This is a genomic window from Motiliproteus sp. (assembly GCF_965230735.1).
In the GTDB taxonomy this organism is placed as follows: Bacteria; Pseudomonadota; Gammaproteobacteria; order Pseudomonadales; family Balneatricaceae; genus Motiliproteus.
On the sequence record NZ_OZ246016.1, the window covers coordinates 36,596 to 61,627 of the forward strand.

A 25,032-nucleotide genomic window follows, 5' to 3' on the forward strand; every position below is an offset into this window, starting at 1 on the left:
ACCTTATCGGGTTACGGCTGACCGGACGTTTTTCCTGACACCCGAGAACCCCATGGCCGGACGGATACCGCAAGATTTTATCGACGACCTGCTGCATCGAACCGATATCGTCGATGTGGTCGAGGAGCGGATAAAACTCAAGCGTACCGGCAAAAACTACTCCGGGCTCTGCCCGTTCCATCAGGAAAAAACCCCCTCCTTCAGCGTCAATCCGGACAAACAGTTCTATTACTGCTTCGGCTGTGGTGCCGGCGGCAACGCGCTGGGTTTTGTGATGGAGTATGACCGTCTCGAATTCCGCGAAGCGGTGGATATCCTGGCCAAGCGTCACGGCCTCGAAGTACCGGCCCAAAGCAACGGGCCGCAAAACCGCGCCGACCAGGAGCGACAGCAAAGCTACAACCTGCTGCAGCAAGCCAGCGATTTCTACCAACAGCAATTACGCGAACACCCCGAACGCAATAAGGCGGTCGACTACCTCAAGCAGCGTGGCCTGAGCGGCAGTATCGCCAAACGTTTCGGCATCGGTTACGCCCCGCCCGGCTGGGACAACCTGCTCAAACATATCGGCACCGAGCAGCAGAACAAGCTCGATGACGCCGGCATGCTGATCATGAAACCGGAGCAGAACCGCAGCTACGACCGTTTCCGCGACCGGATCATGTTTCCGATCATCGACATGCGCGGCCGCACCATCGCCTTCGGCGGCCGAGTGCTGACCGACGAGAAGCCCAAATACCTGAATTCGCCGGAAACCCATACCTTCAAGAAGCACGAGGAGCTGTACGGCCTTTATCAGGCGCGCCAGGCCAACCGTGAGCTGCACCGGGTACTGATCGTCGAAGGCTATATGGATGTGGTGGCACTGGCCCAGTTCGGTATCACCAACGCGGTCGCCACCCTCGGCACCGCCACCAGCGCCAACCACCTTCAGCGCCTGTTCAAGCTGCTGCCGGAGGTGGTGTTCTGTTTTGACGGTGATAATGCCGGCCGACAGGCAGCCCAACGTGCCCTGGAGACCGCCCTGCCGCTGATGGAGGATGGTCGCCAGGCCAAGTTCCTGTTCCTGCCCGATGGCGAAGATCCGGACAGCATGGTCCGCAGCGAAGGCACCGAGGCGTTCAACCGCCGCGTCGATCAGGCCCTGCCGCTGTCGGAGTTCCTGTTCGACAGCCTGTCGGAGTCACTGGATCTGGAAAGCGGTGAAGGCCGTGCCCGGCTCAGCGCCCTGGCAGTGCCGATGATCGATAAGATCCCCGGCCAGGTATTCCAGCAGCTGATGCGCCAGCAACTGTCAGAGATCAGTGGCCTGGAGCGCCAGTTCTTTACCCCGAAGGCCGAACCCAGCGTCCCGACCGTTCAGCACACGACTCAACGCCAAGCACAACCCAGCCAGACAGGCCCCGACTACGGCGATTACGATTCGGGCTACGGCAATTATGACTCCAGCTATGGCGACTCCGGCTTTACCCCATCCCCGTCACCTTTTCGGACTCGCTCCGGCAGAAACCGGCCCGCCGCTGCCCTGGCCACTACCTCCAACGGTGCCCGGGCACTGCAGCTACTGCTGCATAACCCCAAGCTGGCACTGAAGGTCGACCTGGAAACCAGCGACGCCCTCGGTTCACTGCAACATACCGAGCAGGGATTACTCAAAGCGCTGATCGAACAGCTGCGCAACGATCCCAACATTCCCACCGCCATCCTGCTGCTGCAGTGGCGCGACAGCGACTACGGGCCGCAACTGAAACAACTGGCCAGCAAGGAGCTGTTGATCTCATCCGGCGAGCAGTGTGAGCAGGAGTTTCTCGGCTGCCTGGATCAGCTTCTGCAGCAAACCCGCGAAGCCGAACTAGACTATTTGAAAGAGAAACAGCAGAACCAGCAACTCAGCAGTAAGGACAAAAAACGCCTGACCGAACTACTCTTGGCCGGGCAACGCCGAAAACATCGCTGACCCACCCTCAACAGCATCAGACACCGCCGCCTTTGGTGGTATTTGCGCCGCAACATCGATATAATATGCGGCTATTTTTTGAACCCTCAAACCGAGAATAGGCATCCATGGCAGACACGTCTCAGCAGCAGTCTCGACTTAAAGAGTTGATTGCAAGGGGTAAAGAGCAGGGCTATCTGACCTTTGCGGAGGTCAACGACCACCTGCCCGAGGATATCTCCGATCCGGATCAGGTCGAAGAGATCATCCGGATGATCAACGATATGGGCATCTCCGTTTCCGAGGTTGCTCCGGACGCTGACGATATTCTGGTCGCCGAAGGCGATTCCGCCGACGATAGCGCGGCGGAAGAAGCTGCCGCGGCGCTGGCAGCGGTCGAAAACGAAGCCGGTCGCACCACCGACCCGGTCCGGATGTACATGCGCGAAATGGGCACCGTAGAGCTGCTGACCCGTGAAGGCGAGATCATCCTGGCCAAGCGGATCGAAGAAGGCCTGCGCGGCGTGATGTCGGCCCTGGCTTCCTACCCGAGCGCTATTCCGACAGTACTGGCGTCTTACGAGGCCAGCCAGGAAGAGGAAGGCCGCATCACCGATGTACTGAACGGCTTCATCGACCCGGAAGACGAAAATACTGTACCCACCCCGGCCCCGGCGGCTCCTCAGGCTTCCGACAGCGATGACGACGAAGAGGAAGAAGGCCCGAAAGGTCCCGATCCCGAAGAGGTCAAGCGCCGCTTCGACGAGCTGACCGCTCAGTGGGAGAAGACTGAGAAGGCGATCGAGAAACACGGCCGCGAAAGCAAAGAGTTCGACAAAGAGGTCGCCAAGCTGGCTGAAATCTTTGCGCCGATCAAACTGGTACCGCGCCTGTATGATTCTCTGGTGGACTCGGTCCGCTCGGTGGTCGATCAGATCCGCTACGAAGAGCGCAATATCATGCGCATCTGCACCCGTCGCGGCAAGATGGACCGTAAGACCTTTATCAAGAGCTTCCCCGGCAACGAACTCAATAACGCCTGGGTTGAAGAGATCTGTGCCAAAGACGGCCCCTGCGGTCCGCGCCTGGTCACCAGCAAAGTTGAACTGCTGCGCTCCCAGCGTAAGCTGGCGCAACTGGAAGAGCGTGCTGGCCTGACCCTGGCTCAGATCAAAGAGGTTAACCGTCGGATGTCCATCGGCGAAGCCGGTGCCCGTCGTGCCAAGAAAGAGATGGTCGAGGCCAACCTCCGTCTGGTTATCTCTATCGCCAAGAAATACACCAACCGTGGCCTGCAGTTCCTGGACCTGATCCAAGAGGGCAACATCGGCCTGATGAAGGCGGTCGATAAGTTCGAATACCGTCGCGGCTACAAGTTCTCCACCTACGCCACCTGGTGGATCCGTCAGGCGATCACTCGCTCGATCGCCGACCAGGCCCGTACCATCCGGATCCCAGTGCATATGATCGAAACGATCAACAAGCTGAACCGGATTTCCCGTCAGATGCTGCAGGAGATGGGTCGTGAAGCGACGCCGGAAGAGCTGGCCGAACGGATGGAGATGCCGGAAGACAAGGTTCGCAAGGTACTGAAGATCGCCAAAGAGCCGATCTCGATGGAAACCCCGATCGGTGACGACGAGGATTCCAGCCTGGGCGACTTTATCGAAGACGTCACGGTCCACTCACCGGTAGACAGCGCCACCTCCGAAGGTCTGTGCGAAGCAACCCGTGATGTACTGTCCGGTCTGACCGGTCGTGAAGCCAAGGTTCTGCGGATGCGCTTCGGTATCGACATGAACACCGACCACACTCTGGAAGAGGTTGGTAAGCAGTTCGACGTAACCCGTGAGCGGATCCGTCAGATCGAAGCAAAGGCGCTGCGCAAACTGCGCCACCCGTCACGCTCCGATCACCTGCGCGGCTTCCTCGACGAGTAAAGTTCAGCGCCAGATCGAGACCTTAAAAAACCGGGCCCGCCCTAAGCGACCAGCCCGGTTTTTTGTGTCCGCCCCTTATCGAACAACGTCTAATCGGCATCAGAATCGATCTGTTGAACCAGCGCTTCGGCGCCCTGGTCCAGGATATTGATCGGCGTCTCAACCCCCATCTCCACCAGCTCCTCGCAATGGTCCCGATCCGAGCCACAGACCGCAATCGGAACCGACGGTGCCAGCGACCGAACCGACTGCGCCACCAACGAGATGCGGGCCTGATTGCTCATCGCGATCACCACCGCCCGCGCCTGGGTCAGATTCATCTGCTCCAGCAACTGACGCCGGCCGGCATTGCCGTAGTAGACCGGCTCTCCGCGCTTGCGGGCCTGACGGAAATTGGCCGCATCAAACTCCACCGCCTTAAACGGAATCTCCCGCGCCTGCAACAGCGCACCGACACGACCACCGAGCTTACCGTAACCGAGCACCACCACATGGTCCTGTTCGGCCTGTTCGACCGCTTCATCAGGTTCCCCATCGGCAACCGCCGCCGGCACCAGTTTTTCGGTGATCTGATCCAGGTAACGGAACACGAACGGGGTCAGCATCATCGTTAACACGATCGCCATGATCAGCGTCTGCCCCATCTCGGGATCCATAAACAGGTTATTGGCCTGGGCGGTCTCGAACACGACAAACGAGAACTCCCCGCTCTGGGCCAGCAGCAACGCGGTTTTGACCGAGTTCTTGGTGTTATTGAACACCCGCATCAGCACCAACAGCACCAGGGTTTTCACCACCAACAGCGCCGCCATCACCGCCAGAATCAGCGGCAGCTTACCGAGCACGAACATCGGATCGACCTGCATCCCAACGGTGATGAAAAACAGGCCCAACAGCAGATCCCGGAACGGGGCCAGGTCGGCCTCCACCTGATGCTTGTAATCACTCTCGGCGATCACCATGCCGGCCAAAAACGCCCCCAACGAATAGGAGAATCCAAGCTCATGGGCCATGTGGGCCGCGCCCACCACCATCAGCAGTAGGGTGCCGACAAACAGCTCATTGGAGCGGGTTCCGACGACCCGCTCCATCACATACGGGGTCACGAAACGACCGCCCAGGAACAGAATCAGAAACACCACCACCGCATCGATCGCCGTGGCGGTCAGCACCTGGGTAATATCCTGCTGATCGTTGGCCAGGATCGACACCAACAGCAGGATCGGAATCACCGCGATATCCTGGAACAGCAGCACCCCAACCGAATTGCGCCCGTACTGACTACTGGATTTGCGGTACTTGGTCAGCAGGTTCAGCACGATGGCCGTCGAGGAGAGCGACAACGACAAGCTGACGATCAGATTGACCGTCCAGGGCAACTCAAACAGCCACTGCCCCAACAGGAAGAACAGCGTTGCGGTCACCCCCAGCTGCAGCGGCCCGTAGAGGAACACCTCCCGCTTCATCCGACGCAATTTCTTGGGCGAGAACTCCAACCCGATGGTGAACATCAAAAACACGATGCCGAATTCGGCAATCAACCCCAGACTGCTGTTGTGGCTGAGATCGAACGCGTAACCGACCATCATGCCGCTGAGGATATAACCGATCACCGACTCCACCTGCCAGCGCTTGAGCAGCACATTCAGCAGCAGCGACAGAGCCGCGGTGATTACGATCAGAAAAATCAGATTATCCATAATGCACACCAGGGGTCGGTTAACACCTTCACTCTACAATAGCGCGGCGATTCAACCCCTTGATCTTCGACACTTATTAACCCGAAAAAACGATCGTTACTGGTTGGCGATACCGAACGGAATATGCACCGACGGCGACACCCCCGCCGTCGCATCCAGATGGCCACGCTGGTCATCGAAGAAGATATGCGGCGCCCAGACCTCCAGCACCCGGCGTTTCTCCACCCCGCCCAAAAAGAAGGCATCGTTGACCATCAGATCCCAGCTGCGCATGGTCTTGATCACCCGCGCATGGGCCGGAGCACTGCGAGCGGTGACAATCGCCAGCCGCAGGCGGGGACGGTAATCCGACTCCGATTCCGAGCGCTCCTGCTCCAGCTGCTGAATACGGGCGATCTTGGCCAGAAAGTCCTTTAACGGGCCGGGATTATGGGGAATGTCGGCGCGATCTTTCTCGTGCTGCTGGAACTGCTCCAGATCCCCCTGCTGATAGATCTGCTCCGACTCGTCGTCGGCCAACACCCCGTCAAAGTCGAACGCCAGCCTCAGCTCCTCGTCTTCCGGATCATCGGCAGCATGGGAGTCCAGCACCAACCCGGCCGGCAGCCCCAGCGCCATCGCCTGCTGCACATCGGTTTCGTTGGCACTGAGAAACAGGCTGATATTAAACGCCGGGATAAACTCGTGGGGCGAGCGCCCCTGTTGAAACACCGCCCGCTGAATCCCCAACCCGTAATGCTCGATAGAGTTGAACACCCGCAGTCCGGTATCCGGATCATTATGGGACAGCAGCACCACCTCAACCGGCGGATTGGCCGGATCCAGCGCATTCAGCGCCAGCAGGCGACGCACAAACGGAAACGCTACGCCGGGCTCCAACGGCTGATCCTGATGCTCACGCTGATAGACCCGGTAAGCCCGCTCCCCCTTCTCTCGGAACACCGCATCAGAGTGCTGCAGATCGAACAGCGCACTCGACGCCAATCCCACCACCAGCCGGTTTTCAATATCGTAAGGCACGCTTAACTCGCTCCCTGTTCAACATAAGCCGAGCCTAACATGGTTCCCACCCCAGAACCCTTACCAAAACGCCGAAAAGCCCCGCCAGCTCTTGGCTTGCCCCAACAGAGCCGCTACAATTCGTGCTCCTTTCTGGGGGCCTATAGCTCAGTTGGTTAGAGCAGGGGACTCATAATCCCTTGGTCGCAGGTTCAAGTCCTGCTGGGCCCACCAATCTCTTTGCCAGCCAAGAACCTCCCCTTAAAACAGACTCATTGCATCCTCTAGTCGCTATGACCAAGGACAACTTGTATAGCTAATCTGTCGGTGGCAATCACTTTTCGCCATAGGTCTTGAAATTTTCCCGCCAAATCCTTATCTATTTAGCAGGTGCTGAACTCAGGCCTCAGAGAGTGCGTTTTGCATATTGCTTCTAAAAGAATAGGTGGCGCGTGCTTACTCCCAAAGCTGCTGGTCCCAGCCGCTTTTCCAATAGCAATGCCTCCTGCTTTACCGCTCACAACGCCTGATTCAGCCGTTATCACTATTTGGTTTATTGTCAGCGTAGGAGACTAGCAATGAACAAGGCATTGACATTAGGTGGCCAGCTTCCCGTTTCCTTAGGTAACTTTGATGCTTTGGTGTCTTTTGCCAATAACTATCCGATGGTCGATGAAGGTGAAGAACGAGACCTGGCGCGTAAGTTGCGTGATGAGAACGACTTGCAGGCGGCACATCATCTGGTTCTTTCTCATCTGCGTTTCGTGGTCAAGATAGCAAGATCCTACAAAGGCTACGGATTACCTCTTGCAGACGTCGCTCAGGAGGGCTGTGTCGGCCTGATGAAGGCGGTTCGGCGTTTTGACCCTGACATGGGTGTTCGCCTTTCATCCTTTGCGGTCCATTGGATTCGTGCTGAGATTTATGAGTACGTGCTGCGCAACTGGAAGATCGTCAAGGTCGCCACCACCAAGGCACAACGAAAACTGTTTTTCCGCTTACGCCAGGCTCGCCAGTCCTTGAAGTGGCTATCCCAAGATGAGGCTACTGCGGTAGCTTCAGAACTGGATGTTCCCGTTGATGAGGTCAAAACCATGGAGCAACGGCTCTATACCCAGGATCTTTCCTTTGAGGGCAGCTATGACAGCCACGATGAAGAGGAAATCGTCCCACAAGCTCCAGCACACTATTTGGAAGCACCGGAAGCTAACCCGCTACTCCGTCTAGAGCATCTTCGCGATGGCGATTTTTATCGGGGACAACTATATAAAGCGATAAACGCTCTCGACGCGCGACAGAGGGATATTATTGAAGCCCGCTGGCTCAGCAACGAGAAAACCGGGTTGAAAGAGCTGGCACAGCGTCACGGCGTATCGATGGAGCGTATACGCCAGGTAGAGAAAGCAGCCATCAAACAACTCTCAACGGAAGTTCAAGCGACCTTCGTGGCCTGATCACTCCATCAACCCAGAAGATAAAGCCGACCTGAGCGTCGGCTTTATTATTTTGCATGGAAAAAACGACCTGCACTCTGAAGCGTCGCGGGTCGGATTCTAAACCGGTAAATGGCGGATTGGCGAACGCCGATCTAGGGTTAGCGATCGGCGCCTTTGATGCAATTACAGCATCACATACAACGCACCGCCCGGGCGAACAATATGGAGTAACGAACGTTCACCGGACTCTAAACGTTTGACCGCATCATCAGCCTGACTCAGCGGTTGCTGATTGATCGACCGGATGACATCGCCGGCGCGAATGCCTGCTTGCCAAGCGCGACTATTGGGATCGACCTGCAGTACCGCCACACCGGTTACCTGCCCCTGCAAGGGGTGATCGGGTGGAATAGCACCCAGCGTCAAGCCTCGAACCTTATCGGTTTCCGGCCCTAAGGCCACATCAGGATCGCGCTTACTGAGTCTAACCGTCAGTTGCAAGGGTTCTGCGTTACGAATCAGCTTTATCCTGACACGATTGCCCAGGCGCTGCATGCCGATCAGGTTTCGGAGCTCAGCACTGTTGGAGACGTGCTGGCCATTCACCCCGATGATGACATCACCTTCCTGAAGGCCCGATTTTTGCGCGGCAGAACCTTCCACGATCTGAGAGACGAGAACTCCAGCCTGCTGTTCTAGTCCAAATGCCTTGGCCAGATCAGTGGTCAAGTCCTGAATCAGTACCCCCAGTTGGCCCCGCCGGACTTCACCGTGGTCGACAATCTGCTCCACCACCGCTTTCATCATGGCCGTCGGGACCGCAAAGCCAATTCCCACATTGCCGCCATTGGGTCCGATGATGGCCGTGTTGATACCCACCAATTCGCCTTGAGTAGTCACCAGCGCCCCTCCGGAATTACCGGGGTTGATAGAGGCATCGGTTTGAATAAAGTTTTCATAGCCTTCGACACCCAGGCCACTGCGCCCCAAGGCACTGATGATGCCGTAGGTAACTGTCTGCCCGAGACCAAAAGGGTTGCCCATCGCGACAACAAAATCACCAACGCGAAGATCATTGGAATCCCCTATCTCAACAGCAACTAAGTTCTCAGCGTCGATCTTGAGTACAGCAATATCCGTTTCTGGATCGGAACCGATCAGCTCGGCTTTCAAATTCCGCTTATCACGCAACGTGACCGTGATCTCATCGGCCTGATCAATGACATGATGATTAGTAACCACCCAGCCTTTTGCAGCATCGACGATGACACCGGACCCCAGTGATTGGTTCTGCCTTTGCGAAGGTTGAGGAATACCCCGCCCTCCATACAAATCCCCAAAGAAGTGTCGGAAGAAAGGATCGTTGAGCAACGGGTTGCTCTGGATGGTCGCATTCGAACGGGTAGAAATATTAACCACCGCCGGTAACACGCGATCCACCATGGGAGCTAGGCTGTCATCAGGAGGTGGTGCTTTGGCACCCGCTTGCCCTATCCACAGGGTAGCTACCAATAGACAAAGGGCCTGAAAATTACGCACTGACATTTTCATTGTTTTTTCCTCTGTGATTTCTCGGTACCGTGCTTGTGTCGTTGAAACAGGTTGCTGGCCAGATAGGAAACAGCTTCACCGTGGTTAGCCCCGGGGGACAACATCAGGTGCTCCGACAAGAACTCATCTTCGGATTCATTAAGTCGCTGCAGCGAAGTAGGGCTGAGGCGAAGATAATTGCGACTTAACTCCAAAAAACGACGTCTCGGAGCGCTGCCATGCTGGGCAAAAAAACACTGGGACTCGGCCATCAGAACAGCGTCCTCAAGCGCCTGACTGTCACAGGCAACTCCCTCATCGAGCTGACGAAGAAGAGCTACCCCCTGCACTATTTCTTGCTCTGTAAGCCCTTGTAGTCCAGCACGCTCCAAAAGCAGCACTGTCGCTTTCGATCCCAGGGCTTGTTGCAGGTAGTAACCCTCCAGTGCGAGGATCTCGGCTGATGAGGGGTTAGCGCAGAAATGGATCAGCCATTGGCGAGCATTCAGGAACGTCTGCGCCTGACGCGCCGAAAGTCGGTAGCTGATATCAGTACTCAAATAGCTAGATTCAGCGGCCATGATCAGAGCCTCCCAAAGAGCAAAGACACCGAGCAAAATGCTGTTAGCTGATGGTGATCTCTGTTTTTCTTGCTAGGAATCGATGAGAGATCGATGGGGGTATTCCTGTTGCACCTCTCGGACAAACAGCAGAGCTCCCAACGAACCTATAAACTTCGATTATTCAATGACAGACGGTTATGGTTGACCTTCTTCGATAGGGCGGTGCTGCCGCACCGCCCTTTGGCTTTAGGCTGCTTCGCCTTGGTCGTCACCTTGGTGCTCAATGGCAGCAGGCTCATGAGAAATATGGATCTTCCGAGGCTTCATAGCTTCCGGGATCTCTTTGACCAGGTCGATGGTCAGCATGCCATTTTCCAATTTCGCGTCTTTTACCTCCACATAGTCTGCCAGGCTGAACTTACGCTCAAAGTTTCGGGTCGCAATCCCTTGGTAAAGGAAGCGTCGTTTCTTGTCGTCCGTACTCTTCGAGCCACGCACGGTTAACACTCCGCTTTCAACTTCCAGCTCCAGATCTTTCTCTTCAAAACCGGCAACGGCCAGGGTGATGCTGTACCTCAGATCATCCACTACCTCGATGTTGTAGGGCGGGTAGCCGTTACCAGACTGGTTGTGCTGCAGGGTTTGATCCAGCAGCGATGCCAGACGATCAAAACCGACAGAACTCCGATAGAGCGGTGAGAAATCAATAGTGTTCATGACATATCCTCCAATGAGCAATATGAGATAAAGATATTGATGCAGTGCAGATAGGAGCTGAGTCCAGCCTCCTTCCCCATGCAATTACTCAAGTAAGGATGAGAACAATCTTTTCAAGATATTGATCTGAAGTTTTTCTGAAAGACGCCGCCGAACTGACAGCAACGAGTAAATCATCGCGCAGCTCTCCGGTATCAGAAACCGGCAGAGCCACTGATGATCTACCCGCCCCACTGTGCCCCGGTAGTCAGGCCTGGTTGCTCGTCGATGCGGCCAAAAGCATCATCCGTGAGCAGGTGCCGCAACGACTTGACTAAACCTGGAGTAAACAGCGGTTTTCACGGAAGTCCTTCCAGTCTGCCAGCGAATTTAATCAGTCAGTACCGATCAAAAAATCATTGGTAGACAGCTCAGGAACCAAATTCAAGCCGACTGAGTAATAGTTTTTAGCTTGGTTAACCAGACGGCAGTATCTGTCCCAGACACGCTCATCTTCTGTTTCTGGTTTTTTACGCCCCTGAGAGAAAGTTACGAACTGATTTTCTGCAGAGGTTTTCGGTTTGCGTTCTCCGGTCGACAAGGCCAGGTATGCATGCCCCCGTTGCGTCAACAGATCACTCTGTTTACAGGTGAACTCGCCGCATCGATCTAAACCGTGGGGGAAGTTCTCGTTGTCATGGAATTTCCTGCTGCTGGCAAAGCTTGTGGCGAAAGCAGTCTGCTGATACATATCACGTACTCGATGAAATTAGGTGCCCTCGAAAGGCAGTGAGATAGGCTTGATGGCCGCAGTATGCTGTCTAGGCTATAGAGGGTAAAACGAGTTATTTTGGGACTCAGTACAAAAAAAACTGGCCGGCGGTGACTGTGGATTCCGTACTTTTACGCACTTTTCTTGAGGTAGCCAAGACGCGCCATTTCGGTCGCGCTGCGGAGAACCTCTATATCACGCATTCAGCAGTCAGTTTTCGAATCCGTCAGCTGGAAGATCAGCTTGGCGCCCCACTGTTTCATCGCAAACGCAATAACCTGTCGTTGACGGTTGAAGGGGAGCGGTTGATTTCCTATGCAGAGAGTATATTGGCCACCTGGAATCTGGCGCTGCAGGATGTAGCACTATCTAAAGAGCAGGCACTGCAGATCGGTATTGGCGGCACGTCTAACGTTTGGGACACCTTTCTGCAACATAGACTCTCGGATATCTCAGGAGCCTTTCCCAACGTAAGCCTGTCCACCGAAGTGGATAAGCAGGTCGTCCTGGTTCGCGCCGTGCTGGAACGTAAGATCGATGTCGGATTGGTGTTTGACCCGCCCAAGGTCGCGGGCCTAACCGTCAAACCAGTCACCCAGTTTGAACTGATCCTGGTCAGCCACCAAGACGGAGTCGGTGTTGCCGATATCAGCAACACCGGCTACGTGGCTGTCGACTGGGGGATCAGCTACAACGTTCAACAGGCCAAGCTTTTTAAAGCGAATCCGATTCCGATTTTGAGAACCGGGCAGACCTATATTGCACGCAAATTTATTCTCAGTAAGGGAGGCAGCGCCTACTTACCTAGGAAATTGGTCGAAAATCAGCTGCAATCCAAACAACTCTTCGTCGTCGCAAAAGCCCCTGCCTTATACCGTGATGTGTACGCCATCTACCTTGAAGAGTCGGACAAGGCCGAGGTGGTCGGAGATATTGTGAATTTCCTGGCCACCACCACTCAACCGCCCTCAGCGCAGCCGGTATAAGTCTTTTAGGTTGCCCTAGCGTGCGGACAAACAACCATCCGGGCCTCAGCAACATCGGTAATGACTGATTAGCCAATTCCTCAGCGGGGCTTCATCCAGCGTCGAAACCCGGTGTAATCCAGCAACCGCAGCGCATACCGGATCCCCCTATCAGAAAGTCCCATCAAACTGCTTGCTGTAACTTGAACCTTAGCGATCAGGCCCAAGCCTGTTGAAATGAAATTGACCTTCAACGAAGAATTTTCTCGCTTTTCTTTTTCTCAGCTGTGCGTGACAGTGAGGCCCCCAAACCAAGGCACCCGTGGTGCCATCACTGAGTTTACATCTATGAACTACTCTTACGAGGATAGAGATTTTCGTGAGGACACAGTTGATCTTCCCGAACACCGCTCTGCGCAGCATCGAGACAAACAAATCCGGCAAGCGGAGATTCGTCGAGGAATTGAAGATTATCTTGAGCGCAAGGATTTAGCCTATCAAGGCAGCTGGTACGACTTCGAATGATCTCGGTGACAAGGGGAGAAACGCTACAACGGCCGACGTCTCCCCTTGTCGTTATCTTGGTGGTGATAGTGTCGAACTATCCTTTGCTTTATCGTTGATTGTTATCACCACTGCCCCCCCGCCAGCCCCCTTTCCAACGACATAAACCGGCCGCTTTTTTGACTCCCAATCCATACCTTTTGGATATTTCGATTCAATCTTCGATACCGTTGTTGGGAGGCATCGCCTAACACATCAGTTTATCCAGATAGCAATAAGACTCTACTTCGGCGATATAGTCGTGATCGATACTCTCAGCTACCATGCAAAAAGGCATGAAGCCTTAGATCACATGTATCACTGCTTTGGGAAGAGCTTTTATGATTGATGTCACTACCCTCGACTCGACCTACTTCGATGTCGATCAAGTGATCAGAGCGATTCGCGACAATGACTTACCTCGACTCGAAGCGCAGCTAAACACTGCTTCTGCGGCTGACATCGCTGATTTATTGGCGGCTCTACTGCCGACCCAACGCTCAATCCTTTGGGGGCTGATAAACGAGAAACTGCAGACGGAAACCATCCCCTTGTTGAGACCGGAGTTGAGGGGCGGGATCCTGGAAGAGATGGATGCCCAACAGCTCATCCAGGCTGCAGAGACAATGGAGGCCAAGACTCTCGCCGGGGTAATCGGTGATTTACCAATCCAAGCTTCCGATGCGGTCATAGAAGCGCTCGAACAAGACCATCGACAACGTCTGGAGCAGGTCCTGAGCTATGCGGAAGGGACTGCGGGACGGATGATGCAAACCGCCACGCTCAGCGTCCGCAAAGACGTGACCTTTGCTGTCGTTTTACGCTGGTTACGGATGCAGCAGCAATTACCCCCGTTAACCGATTCACTGATGGTTATCGATCACTCAGGACACTACCTGGGTAAACTGATGTTATCCGAGATCCTAACGGGTGCTCCTGATACTCCGGTCGAACAAGCCATGGTTGGCTCGGAAGAGGTGGTCCGCTGCGATTTACCGGAACACGAGGTAGCGGTCTTGTTCGAGAAGCGGTCTCTGATCTCTGTCGCCGTAGTCGATGACGAGGGCAAGCTATGCGGCCGTGTGACGGTTGATGATGTGGTCAATGTCATTCGTCATGAGGGCGACAAGGCACTACTCAAGTCAGGCGGTATCGCTACAGATGAAGACCTGTTCGCTCCCATCTTTCCCAGTGCCAAACGCCGGGGCATCTGGTTGGGCGTCAATTTGCTGACCGTGTTTGTCGCCGTCTGGATTATCGGATTATTTGAACAGGCGCTGGAACAGGTCGTAGCCTTAGCGGTATTAATGCCGATTACCGCCAGCATGGGAGGCATTGCGGGCAGCCAGACGCTGACTCTAACCATCCGCGGCATGGCTTTGAATCAGATATCCAGAGCCAATACCCCCTGGCTGGTGCGCAAGGAACTCGCCATCGCCGCGCTCAACGGGGTGACCTGGTCAGTACTTGTCGCTGCGGTATCCTTAGCCTGGTTCGAAGATCCCGCGCTCTCCACCATCATTGCTATTGCCCTGATGATTAACTTTTTTGCTGCAGCATTATCGGGCGTCATCGTACCGCTTTTACTTAAACGCATGAACATTGATCCTGCCCTTTCGGGGGCGGTCATTCTAACTACCGTCACCGATGTCATCGGCTTTCTCAGTTTTCTGGGTATGGCTTCACTGTTCTTACTTGATATGTAAGCGAACAAAAAAACATGCTTTCAAACTATATTAAACAACGCTGACAAAAGAGTTAATAACATGCTAGAGAGCGATCTATTTCAAATACTTTCCAGCTCAAAGCTATTTATTAGCATATTATTCATATCAATAATCTACTTGGTAAAAATTTATATAATTAAACTTATCAGACTAAGAAGCAAAGCAAAAAGACAAGATAAAAGACATCTGATAAACCTGATACGCAACTTAATAAACTTAAGCGTAGTTATTTGTTTATTTAGCTATTGGTCAGAAGAGCTACAACATTTTGCTCTATCGATCGCCGCCTTCGTCGTAGCCATTGTTATTGCAACTCGAGAATTCATCCAATGTATTATCGGCTTTATCTATATCTCCGTCGCTCGACCTTTCCAGATAGGAGACTGGATTCAGGTCGGAAGTTACTGTGGTGAGGTGACCGAGACCGACTGGTCAAAGCTGACCCTGCTGGAGGTTGATGTTCATTCATACAGCCACACTGGAAAAACGTTGTTTCTTCCCAACAACATGCTCTTCTCCAGCACAATGAAGAACCTAAACTTCTTAAAACGCTACGCAACCCACACGTTCACAATAACGAGAGATCAGAGTGTCAATTTATTTTCGATTAAAGACGAGCTGCTGGATAAAGCCATTGAGCATTGCGAAGATTTTTATGATGTCGCCATTCGATATAATACATTGATAGAAAAACGACTCGACGTCACGATATCTGGACCGGCACCGACAATTCATATATCAACCACGGATATCGGTAAAAACAAAGCTACCGTCACTATTTTCTGTCCATCAGAGCAAGCATTAGAATTAGAAGAAAAGATTACCGAAGACTTTATGTCGCTCTGGTATCTAGAAAAGGCGAAAAATCCTGGCGGCAAAGAGATAGAGTGCGATGATGAAACCCTCTGATGATCTGCCGGCTGAGCAGGTATATGATTGCATGAGGTGATTCAATCACCTCCCATCCACGACTATATCGTTAAACCATCTAAGTCTGGGCCGGATTCCAGATCATTAGATAGCCGGAGCACCTTGATCTCCAATCACTCCTGAAACAACTCACTTGATCCAATAGTCTGTTGAAATCAGAATACAACAACCAAAAAGCTATGTTATAACGTTTTTAATTAACTATAGGGTACTGTAATCATGCGCCGCACCTCCCTGCTTCTCGGGCTAGCTATGCTTAGCCCGATCTCTCAACCATTGCTCGCCAATGAACATGAACACCAGCAGTTGGACGCCCATCAGCACGGCGCGGCCGAACTGAATATGGTGGTCGAGGGCGAAGAGGTTCTGATTGAGCTGATATCCCCGGCCGACAACATTTTGGGGTTCGAGCACCAAGCCACAACGGAAGCGGACAGGCACAAGTTGGAGCAGGCCGTGGCGACCTTGCGGCAAGGAGCCGTGATTCAGCTGACTGAAGCGGCTGACTGCGAGCTGGAATCCAGCGCCATTGAGTCGGCGTTGCTCGAAGATCACCAGGAGCACGATCACGACGCGGAACATGCTGAGCATGACGGGCACGACGACCATGAGAAGCATGAAGAACATGCCCACGATGATCATCAGAATCACGACAGTCACAAAGAGCATGACGCCCACGGCGATGACCACACAAGCGAGCATAGCGAGTTCCACGTCAGCTACAGCTACCATTGCCATAAGCCCGACGCCCTGAACGGAGCACAACTCCAGCTTTGGCAGCAGTTCGACGGCTTTGAAAAGATTCAGGTGCAACTGATCACACCCGGAGGCCAACAACGGCAGGAGCTGACCCGCAGTACCCCCCACATCCGCTTTTAGGGGTATCATGGCGTCCATGGATGCTGCACTGAGTCACACTGTTGAACTAACCGGGTTGCGCTACGGCTGGCAACCCGGCACCCCACTACTCGACATAGAGCTGCTGCAGGTTGCCCGTGGTGAGCGGCTGTTTATCTACGGCCCCAGCGGTAGCGGAAAGAGCACGCTGCTGAGCCTGCTGGGCGGCTTGATCTCGCCGCAGCAGGGTCAAATCCGGATTCTGGGTCAAGCGATGACCGAACTGGGCGCCTCGGCCCGTGATCGGTTTCGCGCCGATCATCTGGGCTTTGTGTTCCAGCAGTTCAATCTGATCCCCTACCTCGACCCAGTCGACAACATCACCCTTGCGCTGTCGTTTTCCCGCCATCGTCGCCGGCAGTTGGGGGGCGAATCACCCCGTCAGGCGGCGCAGCGCTTGCTGAAAGCCTTGGAGCTGGATCCCGATCAGGTCGCCGGCCAGCCGGCACGGCAACTGAGTATCGGTCAGCAGCAGCGGGTAGCCGTTGCCCGGGCGCTGATCGGCAAGCCCGAACTGATCATCGCCGACGAACCCACCTCCAGCCTGGATGCGGACAGCCAGGCCCGCTTTCTGACCCTGCTGTTTGATCAGTGCCGAAGCCAGAACAGCACCCTGGTGTTTGTCAGCCACGATCTGCGCCTGGCCGAACAGTTCGATCGAACCCTGTCGCTGGAGCAGATCAACCGCGCCAGCACCAGCCGTCCGCCAAAGGCGGTTGCATGCTGATTCGCCTCGCCATCGCCAGCCTGCTCAACCGTCGAGCGACGGTCATGCTGACCCTGTTCACCATCGCCCTGAGCGTGGCGCTGCTGCTGGGGGTCGAAAAACTGCGCCAGGACGCCAAGGCCAGCTTTGCCAACACCATCTCCCAGACCGACCTGGTGGTCGGTGCCCGTAGCGGGTCAATTCAGCTGCTGCTCTACTCGGTGTTTCGGATCGGTAACGCCACCAGCAACATCAGTTGGGGCTCGTACCAGCACTTTGCCAACCACCCTCGGGTCAAATGGACCGTGCCGTTGTCGCTGGGCGATTCTCACCGGGGCTTCCGGGTGCTGGGCACCAGTCGCGACTATTTCCAATACTATCGCTACGGCCGGGGTCAGCCGCTGGCCTTTGAGCAGGGCAAACCCTTCGAAGACCTCTACGATGCCGTCATCGGCGCCGATGTGGCCCGTGAGCTGGGTTATACCCTCGGCCAGTCGATGATCGTCGCCCACGGCCTGGTCGATATCGGCAACAGCGGCCATAAGGACAAACCCTTCCGGGTCGCGGGGATTCTGGCCCGCACCGGCACGCCCGTGGATCGCACCGTCCATGTCAGCCTGGCCGGCATCGAAGCGATGCATATCGACTGGCAGGCGGGTGTACCGATCCCGGGACGCTCCATCAGCGCCGAGCAGACCCGCCAGATGGCGCTGGAGCCCAAAGCGATCACCGCCTTTATGGTGGGCTTAACCTCCAAAATCAGCGCCTTCCAGGTACAACGGCAGATCAACGAATACCGCCGTGAACCGATGCAGGCGATCCTACCCGGCGTCGCACTGCAGGAGCTTTGGGACCTGATGAGCGTCGCCGAACAAGCATTGCGGGCGGTCTCGATTCTGGTGGTCGTCGCCGGCCTGGCCGGTATGTTGAGCGCGATTCTGAACACCCTGGCCGAACGCCGTCGGGAGATGGCCATTCTTCGCTCGGTCGGCGCCCGTCCGCTGCAGGTCTTTGCGTTGTTCACGCTGGAAGCGGGTCTTTACGGCCTGCTCGGAACTCTGCTGGGTTATCTTGTCTATAGCCTTAGCCTGTTGGCCGCTGCCGACTGGCTGCTGGAGAGCTACGGACTCAACCTTCAGTTAGGACCACCCGGATCGCTGGAATGGATGATCCTGGGTGCCGTCACCCTGGCCGCAACCCTGGTCGGGATGATCCCCGCCTACGTGGCTTACCGGAATACCCTGGCCGACGGACTCTCGGTCCGGATTTAGGAGTGGAGTAGATGAAACTCAGCACAGGTTTGGCTAAGTTCCTGATCACTATCGGAGTGCTGTTCAGCGCCCTGATTTCGGCGCTGAGTCATGGCTCGGATGAAGTTCAGGCGCTGGACTGGAGCGACCTGATGCCGGCCGGTTTCTCCGACGAGGCGCTGTTCGCCGACTACGATGTCAGTGCATTCGAAGATGGCGATCCCGAAGGTCAACGACGCCTGGAAGAGTTCCAGGAGATCCTGCAATCGGCACCGGTGATCGAATCCCTCGACGGCCAACTGATCAGCCTGCCCGGCTTTGCCTTGCCGTTGGAAGGCGACTACGAAGCCACCAGTCTGTTCCTGCTGGTCCCCTATTTTGGCGCCTGTATCCACGTACCTCCGCCCCCCAGCAACCAGATCGTGCTGGTACGGGCCGACCCCGGGGTAAAAATCGAGACCCTGTTCGCCCCGGTGAAAGTCTCCGGTCGGATTCGAATTGAAACCACCGATACCGGCATTGCCCATGCCGGCTACACCCTGGATCTGACCAATATCGAAACCATCGAAGACTTCTAGTGCTCTAGAACTGGCAGTTAATCAAGCGACCAATAGGCTGGTCTGCTGTTGATGCCAGCGCACACAGGCTGAGGCCAAGCTGCGGGTGGCATCGACGCTCTGTTCTCGCCATGGCGATTCGATTCGATCCAGCGCCAGGGGGATTTCGGTACAGGCCAGTATCACCCGCTCAACCCCTTGCTCCAGCAGCTGCTCTACACAGGATTCGAGTATCCGCCCGCCGGTTTCAATCTGCCCGGCTTTGACCCGATAGATCCCCTCCATCACCTGCTGTTGCAACTCGGCTCCCGGCAGGGTCACAGCGATCCCATGCTCACTGAGCTTACGCGGGTAAAAACCGGCTTTCAGGGTGCCATCTGTCGCCATCAGCCCTACCGATGCCACTCCTTCATTGACCAGTGATTCGGCACAGGCATCCGCAATATGCAGAATCGGGACGGGACTGTCTTTCGACAAGGGTTCGTACCAGTGATGGGCGGTATTGCAGGGGATGACGATCGCCCCGACCCCTGACTTCGCCAGAGTCTCGACACCTCGGGCCATGGCCGCCAGCGGTGAGCGTTGCTGATCGATCAGACAGGCCGTCCGATCGGGAATCTGGGGTACCGAGTGAATAATCAACGGCAGGTGCTCTTGATCGCAACGAGCCGGGGTCAGCCCGATAACCTTCTCGACAAAATCCACGGTAGCCAGCGGTCCCATCCCTCCGAGAATACCAATAACTGTGCTCATCAACGTCGCTCCAAGTTTTTCTGCCAGACTAGCCAAGCCCCCTGGCAACCGGCCAATGCCGACTCTGTCTAGCCCATACCCAAACGACATGGCACGAGATAATTTCTAGTTATTTCAATCTGATAAGCCGCGCATACCATCATCGCATCGGCGATACCGGCTGGGTATAAGGTGTCTAACCGGCAGAAAAGTCGCCAAGTCGGTAGTACACTTCGGTAAAACAACGACAACACTCCGATGCCGATCAGCCTGAGCAGCGCTTGATGAACATAGAAACCAAGTGGTTAGTGGACTTCCTGTCTCTGGCTAGGACGCAGAGCTTTTCCCGCTCAGCCGAAGAGCGGCACATGACCCAACCCGCTTTCAGTCGACGCATCAAAGCCCTGGAACAGGCACTCGGGTGCGAGCTAGTGGACCGAGCCCAGGTGCCGGTTCGGCTCACCGCCGAAGGACAGCTGTTCCAGATCACCTCGCGTAATCTGGTCTCACAGCTGCAGGATTGCCGTGCCCACCTGCTCTCGCTGCGACAGAAAGACGCCAAAGTACTGGACTTTGCGGTCTCCCACACCCTGTCGCTGTCGTTCTTTCCCCGCTTTATCGACTCTCTGGAAGACAAGGTCAGCGATATCCGATGCCGACAACTGGTCGCCAACGTCGATGACAACGTGCAGGCGCTCAAGAACGGTATCTGCGACTTCCTGCTCGCGTTCGAGGACCCTTCGCTGGATCCCGCCACCTTCGAACGTTTGGAGCTGGCTACCGAGCAATTGATCCCGGTCTGTCGGGCCGATGAGGAGGGCAATCCCCGCTTCAACCTGGACGCCGGCTCCGAACCCCAACCGTACCTGGGCTACCCGACACAGATCTATCTGGGCCGCTGCGTCGACAAGATCCTGCGCAACAGCTCCAGATCAGCAAACCTGGAGCTGACCTTCGAGTCTCCCCTGGCCGACAGTTTGAAGGTGATGGCCGTCCAGGGGGCAGGGATCGCCTGGGTGCCTTCGTTCGCCGTCGAAGAGGAGATTAAAGCCGGTTTCCTGGCCGTTTGCGGTTCCGCGGTCTGGCGCCTGCCGCTGAAAATTTGCCTCTATCGCTGCAACCGTGAGACCTCTTCGCAGGCGCAGGCTCTGTGGGATGGTCTGACGGCGCAGCTATCCCGCCCCCGGACGAGCGGGCCTTAGTATGCCGTCAGTCCGTCGCTGGGTTCAGCTGTTACTGATCATCCTGTCGATCCCGCTGGGAAACCATGCGGTCCAGGCCGAGCAGCTGATCCGGGTCGGCGGCGACCATAACTATCCGCCCTACGAATTCCTCAACGAGCAGGGCCAGCCGGACGGCTACAACACCGAGCTGACCCGGGCAATCGCCGAAGTCATGGGTTTCGAGGTCGAGATATCGCTGGGCACCTGGGATGTGATGCGCAGAAGGTTGGAGCTGGGTGAGATCGATGTGCTGCAGGGCATGGTCCATTCGGAAGACCGCAACCGGGTGTACGAGTTTTCGCCCCCCCACGCGATCATCAACCAGTCGATCTTTGCCCGCAAAGGCGATGCAAGGATCAATACCCTGGCCGAAATGGAAGGCAAGTCCGTCATCGTTCAGGAGGGAGGGATCATGCACGATTATCTGCTGCAGCAGAAGGTGGGTGCCCGGCTGGTATTGGTGGAAACCCACGCCAGCGCCCTGCGGCTGCTGGCATCGGGCCAGCATGACTACGCCCTGGTCGCCAACCTGCCCGGCCTCTATCTGGGACGGGAGCTGGAACTGTCCAATATCGTCCCGGTCGGCAAGCCCTTCGGGGCGCTGAATTACGGTTATTCGGTCACCAAGGATAACCCGGAACTGCTGGCTCAGTTCAGCGAAGGGCTGGCGATCCTGAAGAACACCGGCCGCCAGCAGGCGATCTACGACAAGTGGCTGGGGCCGCTGGAGAAATCCGGGCTTCCCTGGAAAAAGATCGGCCAGGGCGCCGCCATCGCATCAGCGCTGCTGGTGCTGGTGCTCGGAGCCATCATGACTTGGAACCGTACCCTGTCGCGCCAGGTGGCACGCCGTACCGAAGAGCTGAAACTGCAGCAACAGCAGCTGATCCAGGCCGACAAGATGACCTCACTGGGGATTCTGGTATCGGGAGTTGCCCATGAGATCAACAATCCCAGCAGTCTGCTGCTGCTGAACCTTCCGGTCATGAAGGAGGTTCATCAGGACCTGGAAGAGATTCTGGAGGCCCATTATCAGGCTAACGGCGACTTCGATCTGGGAGGACTGCGCTACAGCCGTATGCGCGATGAAATTCCGGCGATGCTGGACGACATGCTGACCGGCACCCAGCGGATCCGTCGAATCGTGGACGATCTGCGCGACTTTGCCCGCCAGGGCACTCCCGATCTGAATGAAAGCGTCGATCTGAACGAGGTTGTGGCCACGGCCATCCGCCTGGTCGACAACACCATCCGCAACTCCACCAACCACTTCAGCGTCAGTTACGGTCAGAAACTGCCCCGCTTCCGCGGTAACGCCCAGCGTATCGAACAGGTCGTAATCAACCTGATCGTCAACGCCTGTCAGGCTCTGGAGTCGCCGGAGAAAGGCATCACCCTAAAAACCCGCTACCGCCCCGAGAAACAGCAACTTCGACTGGAAGTGATCGACCAGGGCTGTGGTATCGAGCCGGATCAACTCTCTCGGCTCAGCGATCCGTTCTACACCACCAAGCGGGAACAGGGCGGTACCGGACTGGGATTATCGGTGTCGTCCAGTATCATCAACGACCATGGCGGTACGCTGGTGTTCGATTCCGAACCGGATCAAGGCACCAGCGCCATTCTCTATCTGCCGGCCACCTACCGAGCGCTGATCAAATGACAATCACCCATCAACCCAGCTTCGGCATCCTGATGATCGATGACGAGGCTTCCTTTCTTCGTAGCCTGAGCATCGCGCTGGAACGCCGTGGTGGCTACAACCACCTGTATCGTTGCCAGGACAGCCGCGAGGCGATGGATATCATCGCCCGCGAACCGATCGGATTGGTGCTGCTGGACCTAACCATGCCGCACCTGTCGGGTGAAACGCTGCTGAAGCAGATCGTCGAAGACCACCCCCATATCGGCGTGATTATCATCAGCGGTCTGAATCAGCTGGAAACGGCGGTCAACTGTATCCGCCTCGGGGCCTATGACTACTTTGTCAAAACCACCGAAGAGGATCGCCTGATCGAGGGGGTCCGGCGGGCCGTCCAGATGCAGGAGATGCGGCTGGAAAACCAGGCGATGCGGCGCAAATTCCTGACCGATACGCTGGAGCACCCCGACGTCTTCGCCGACATCATCACCCAGGACAAGGGGATGCGTTCGGTGTTCCAGTACCTCGAGTCGGTATCCGGCAGCAGCCAACCGGTGCTGATCAGCGGCGAAAGCGGCGTCGGCAAGGAACTGATCGCCCGCTCGCTCCATACCCTGAGCCGCCGTCCCGGACCGCTGGTCAGCGTCAACGTGGCGGGACTGGATGACAATGTCTTCGCCGACACCCTGTTCGGCCATCACCGCGGCGCTTTCACCGGTGCCGACAAGGCCCGTGCCGGGATGATCGAACAGGCCGCCGAAGGCACCCTGTTTCTGGATGAGATCGGTGATCTGAGTCTGAACTCTCAGGTCAAGCTGCTGCGCTTGCTGCAGGAAGGCGAGTACTACCCGTTGGGCAGTGATCGACCCAAACGAATTCGCGCACGGGTCATCGTCGCCACCCATCAGAACCTGGAGCAGAAGCAACAATCCGGCGAGTTTCGGAAAGATCTGTTCTACCGCTTACGCACCCACCAGCTTGAGATCCCGCCGCTGCGCAAACGGCAGGGCGATATCCCGCTGCTGCTGCATCACTTCCTCGAAGAAGCCGCCAGGGAGATGAACAAGAGCTGCCCGACTATCCCCAAAGAGCTGCTGGTGCTGCTGGCCAATTACAGTTTCCCGGGCAACATCCGCGAGCTTCGCGCGCTGGCATTCGATGCGGTCGGACAACACCGCGGCAAGGTGCTGTCGATGGAGAGTTTCCGCCGCGCCCTGAATCTGAGCGCCAGTGCCGTCGACAGCCCCGGTAACCCACCGGCGTCGTTATTCGATCCCGAACAACCGCTGCCGACCCTGCAGCAGGCGGCGGATCTACTGGTCGACGAAGCGATGCGCCGGGCCCAGGGCAACCAGTCGATCGCGTCCCGGCTGCTGGGGATCTCCCAACCGGCGCTAAGCAAACGGTTGAAGAAGAAAGAATCGGGGCCCGAGGATGGCTAACCCACGCGCTCAAGGCCGAGCGTTGCTGATCGTCCTGACCTTTGCACTGCTATCCATCCGGGTTGCGGCAGAACCCCTGACCCTCTATACCGAGGAGTTTCCGCCATTTAATTTCACCCAGCAGGGTGAGATGCAGGGGGTTTCGACCCAGATTATCAAAGCGTTGATGCAGCAGGCCGGATTCAGCTACCGGATCGTCAGCCACCCCTGGTCACGCAGCTTCAAGCAGGCCCAGACCGAACCCAACGCGCTGATCTACTCCATCAGCCGCAATCCCGAACGGGAAGCGCTGTTCAAGTGGATCGGGGTTCTGGTTCCAGCCTCGCACTCGATCTTTGCGTTGCGATCGCGCACCGATATTCGGATCGAACAACTCAGCGATCTGCAGCAATACCGCATCGCGACCCAGCAGAACGGCGCCCGGGAGAGCTACCTGCTGCAAAACGGTCTGTCGGAGCAGCTGCTGCTGCGCTTGAGCGGTGACCAGGTTCCACTACAGCAATACCAGCTCCTTAGCCGGGGACGGATTGATCTATGGCCTGCCGCCGATGCGGTTGCCCACCATCTGCTGAAGTCACAGGGTCAGGACCCGGAGCGACTGCTGCGTCGGGTCTACTCGCTGAAATCGCTGTCGGCCCAAGGCTATTACCTGGCGGCCAGCCCGAACAGCTCGCCCGAATTGATCGCGCAGCTCAGGGATGCCCTAATCCGTCTGAAGCAAACCCCACGTTACCAACAGATCTTGCGCAACTGGGGAATGACCCCCGCGACAAGCACCCACTGACCGCGTCGATAGAACCCCTATAACCCCAACTTTGGTTATAACCTCCCCTATCCAGCAGTAAC

General features: G+C 56.1%; 22 protein-coding genes and 1 tRNA gene. 16 read left to right on the forward strand and 7 right to left on the reverse strand.

Going from position 1 to position 25,032, the window contains the following annotated elements; genetic code table 11:
• The first annotated feature begins 52 nt into the window (after positions 1-52).
• Both dnaG and rpoD read left to right on the forward strand, forming a co-directional pair.
• Positions 53-1,957, forward strand: a complete 1,905-nt coding sequence (dnaG, locus tag ACO05M_RS00185) for a DNA primase (protein ID WP_421866436.1) — start codon at positions 53-55, stop codon at positions 1,955-1,957.
• A 107-nt stretch (positions 1,958-2,064) separates the two neighbouring features.
• Positions 2,065-3,876 (forward strand): RNA polymerase sigma factor RpoD, encoded by a 1,812-nt coding sequence (gene rpoD / locus ACO05M_RS00190; protein ID WP_421866439.1) that lies wholly within the window; start codon positions 2,065-2,067, stop codon positions 3,874-3,876.
• 89 nt (positions 3,877-3,965) lie between these two features.
• Here the strand turns inward: rpoD and ACO05M_RS00195 are convergent, their stop codons facing one another.
• Positions 3,966-5,576 carry a cation:proton antiporter gene (locus ACO05M_RS00195; protein WP_421866442.1) on the reverse strand — a complete coding sequence of 537 codons (1,611 nt, stop codon included), beginning with the start codon at positions 5,574-5,576 and terminating at the stop codon, positions 3,966-3,968.
• 96 nt (positions 5,577-5,672) lie between these two features.
• Positions 5,673-6,596, reverse strand: coding sequence for a 5'-nucleotidase (locus tag ACO05M_RS00200; protein ID WP_421866446.1), 924 nt, complete (start codon positions 6,594-6,596; stop codon positions 5,673-5,675).
• 136 nt (positions 6,597-6,732) lie between these two features.
• On the opposite strand from ACO05M_RS00200, the gene ACO05M_RS00205 reads away from it, so the two are divergent.
• Positions 6,733-6,809 (forward strand) — tRNA-Ile (locus tag ACO05M_RS00205).
• Between the two features lie 344 nt (positions 6,810-7,153).
• A complete protein-coding gene (rpoH, locus tag ACO05M_RS00210) occupies positions 7,154-8,029 on the forward strand; it encodes an RNA polymerase sigma factor RpoH (protein WP_421866449.1) in 876 nt (291 codons plus the stop codon).
• Between the two features lie 165 nt (positions 8,030-8,194).
• Here the strand turns inward: rpoH and ACO05M_RS00215 are convergent, their stop codons facing one another.
• The 4 genes from ACO05M_RS00215 to maoP all read right to left on the reverse strand — a co-directional run bounded on the left by ACO05M_RS00215 (position 8,195) and on the right by maoP (position 11,551).
• A complete protein-coding gene (locus tag ACO05M_RS00215; protein WP_421866452.1) occupies positions 8,195-9,562 on the reverse strand; it encodes a DegQ family serine endoprotease in 1,368 nt (455 codons plus the stop codon).
• Positions 9,559-10,122, reverse strand: coding sequence for a hypothetical protein (locus ACO05M_RS00220; protein WP_421866455.1), 564 nt, complete (start codon positions 10,120-10,122; stop codon positions 9,559-9,561). The genes ACO05M_RS00215 and ACO05M_RS00220 overlap by 4 nt, the downstream gene beginning before the upstream one ends.
• Before the next feature lie 228 nt (positions 10,123-10,350).
• Complete coding sequence (locus tag ACO05M_RS00225; protein WP_421866458.1) at positions 10,351-10,821, reverse strand: Hsp20 family protein; 471 nt, start codon at positions 10,819-10,821, stop codon at positions 10,351-10,353.
• Between the two features lie 373 nt (positions 10,822-11,194).
• Positions 11,195-11,551, reverse strand: a complete 357-nt coding sequence (maoP, locus tag ACO05M_RS00230; protein WP_421866462.1) for a DUF413 domain-containing protein — start codon at positions 11,549-11,551, stop codon at positions 11,195-11,197.
• A 137-nt stretch (positions 11,552-11,688) separates the two neighbouring features.
• On the opposite strand from maoP, the gene ACO05M_RS00235 reads away from it, so the two are divergent.
• The 8 genes from ACO05M_RS00235 to ACO05M_RS00270 all read left to right on the forward strand — a co-directional run bounded on the left by ACO05M_RS00235 (position 11,689) and on the right by ACO05M_RS00270 (position 19,168).
• The gene (locus ACO05M_RS00235; protein ID WP_421866465.1) at positions 11,689-12,558 is read left to right on the forward strand and encodes a LysR family transcriptional regulator; all 870 of its coding nucleotides are present in this window, start codon (positions 11,689-11,691) and stop codon (positions 12,556-12,558) included.
• Between the two features lie 216 nt (positions 12,559-12,774).
• A complete protein-coding gene (locus tag ACO05M_RS00240; protein WP_421866468.1) occupies positions 12,775-13,062 on the forward strand; it encodes a hypothetical protein in 288 nt (95 codons plus the stop codon).
• 359 nt (positions 13,063-13,421) lie between these two features.
• Entirely contained in the window at positions 13,422-14,786 is a 1,365-nt protein-coding gene (mgtE, locus tag ACO05M_RS00245; protein WP_421866472.1) for a magnesium transporter, read from the forward strand.
• Between the two features lie 60 nt (positions 14,787-14,846).
• On the forward strand, positions 14,847-15,716 hold the full coding sequence (locus tag ACO05M_RS00250) for a mechanosensitive ion channel family protein (RefSeq protein WP_421866475.1): 870 nt from the start codon (positions 14,847-14,849) through the stop codon (positions 15,714-15,716).
• Between the two features lie 273 nt (positions 15,717-15,989).
• The gene (locus ACO05M_RS00255) at positions 15,990-16,616 is read left to right on the forward strand and encodes a DUF2796 domain-containing protein (RefSeq protein WP_421866478.1); all 627 of its coding nucleotides are present in this window, start codon (positions 15,990-15,992) and stop codon (positions 16,614-16,616) included.
• 7 nt (positions 16,617-16,623) lie between these two features.
• Complete coding sequence (locus ACO05M_RS00260; RefSeq protein WP_421866481.1) at positions 16,624-17,361, forward strand: ATP-binding cassette domain-containing protein; 738 nt, start codon at positions 16,624-16,626, stop codon at positions 17,359-17,361.
• Positions 17,355-18,611, forward strand: coding sequence for an ABC transporter permease (locus tag ACO05M_RS00265; RefSeq protein ID WP_421866484.1), 1,257 nt, complete (start codon positions 17,355-17,357; stop codon positions 18,609-18,611). The genes ACO05M_RS00260 and ACO05M_RS00265 overlap by 7 nt, the downstream gene beginning before the upstream one ends.
• A gap of 11 nt (positions 18,612-18,622) precedes the next feature.
• Positions 18,623-19,168, forward strand: a complete 546-nt coding sequence (locus ACO05M_RS00270; protein ID WP_421866487.1) for a DUF3299 domain-containing protein — start codon at positions 18,623-18,625, stop codon at positions 19,166-19,168.
• A 21-nt stretch (positions 19,169-19,189) separates the two neighbouring features.
• Here the strand turns inward: ACO05M_RS00270 and ACO05M_RS00275 are convergent, their stop codons facing one another.
• A complete protein-coding gene (locus tag ACO05M_RS00275) occupies positions 19,190-19,900 on the reverse strand; it encodes an aspartate/glutamate racemase family protein (protein ID WP_421866490.1) in 711 nt (236 codons plus the stop codon).
• Between the two features lie 263 nt (positions 19,901-20,163).
• Here ACO05M_RS00275 and ACO05M_RS00280 point away from each other — a divergent pair, with 263 nt between their 5' ends.
• The 4 genes from ACO05M_RS00280 to ACO05M_RS00295 are packed head-to-tail and all read left to right on the forward strand — an operon-like array spanning position 20,164 to position 24,970.
• Positions 20,164-21,081, forward strand: coding sequence for a LysR substrate-binding domain-containing protein (locus ACO05M_RS00280; protein ID WP_421866493.1), 918 nt, complete (start codon positions 20,164-20,166; stop codon positions 21,079-21,081).
• Between the two features lies 1 nt (position 21,082).
• On the forward strand, positions 21,083-22,765 hold the full coding sequence (locus tag ACO05M_RS00285) for a transporter substrate-binding domain-containing protein (protein ID WP_421866496.1): 1,683 nt from the start codon (positions 21,083-21,085) through the stop codon (positions 22,763-22,765).
• Positions 22,762-24,186, forward strand: a complete 1,425-nt coding sequence (locus ACO05M_RS00290) for a sigma-54-dependent transcriptional regulator (RefSeq protein ID WP_421866499.1) — start codon at positions 22,762-22,764, stop codon at positions 24,184-24,186. Before ACO05M_RS00285 ends, ACO05M_RS00290 begins: the two co-directional genes overlap by 4 nt.
• Positions 24,179-24,970 (forward strand): substrate-binding periplasmic protein, encoded by a 792-nt coding sequence (locus ACO05M_RS00295; RefSeq protein WP_421866502.1) that lies wholly within the window; start codon positions 24,179-24,181, stop codon positions 24,968-24,970. Before ACO05M_RS00290 ends, ACO05M_RS00295 begins: the two co-directional genes overlap by 8 nt.
• Positions 24,971-25,032 lie beyond the last annotated feature (62 nt).